The sequence below is a fragment of the Neisseria sp. GT4A_CT1 genome, from assembly GCF_000227275.1.
Classification (GTDB): Bacteria; Pseudomonadota; Gammaproteobacteria; order Burkholderiales; family Neisseriaceae; genus Neisseria.
The window spans coordinates 1-587 of sequence record NZ_JH164998.1; the positions used below are offsets into that span (position 1 = coordinate 1).

The following is a 587-nucleotide window of genomic DNA, read 5'->3' on the forward strand; positions in this document are numbered from 1 at the left end:
CGATTTGACGATGCATTACTGTCCTATTTTGATTTTAATTGACTATATGTAGAAAGTTATTAGTATGTCTTTATCCATTTCTGCAACGTGTACAGAATATATGTGTAAACGGGCTGCCCCAAAATAAGTCGTCTGAAAAGCTTAAATTCCTTTTCAGACGATCTTTCTACCGTTTATCCCATTTGCTTTACCGTTGATGCCGTTTAAGTTATTATGTAAACCCTATTGTCATCTTTAAATTTAACGCCATGACTGCCCGCCAATCCTACCACCTCACCTTCGCCCGTTTCTCCCCCTCCCTCTCCGTCAAATCCTTCACCGCCTCCGAAGCCGCCAACACCGCCTACCGCGTCGAAATCAACGCCACTTCCGCCGATTCCTCATTGCCGCTGTCTTCCTACCTCAACCAGCGCGCAGCGTTTGAAATCCGTCCGCAGGAGGCCGTATTGTCTGAGGTGGCTGCCGCTTTTTCAGCCGGTTCGGACGAATCTCCGGCGAAACAATGGCAGGGCATTATCACTTCATGCGAGAAGCTGTCCGTATCCAAGGATGAAACCGTTTTACCGCTTTGTTTTAGAGCCGCGTTT

Annotated in this window: 1 protein-coding gene; it reads left to right on the top strand. The window is 47.4% G+C overall.

Features of this window, described 5'->3' with window-relative positions:
* Nucleotides 1-248: 248 nt before the first annotated feature.
* Nucleotides 249-587: hypothetical protein (locus tag HMPREF1028_RS12910; RefSeq protein ID WP_009313220.1), on the top strand; the 339-nt coding region annotated here is incomplete at its 3' end.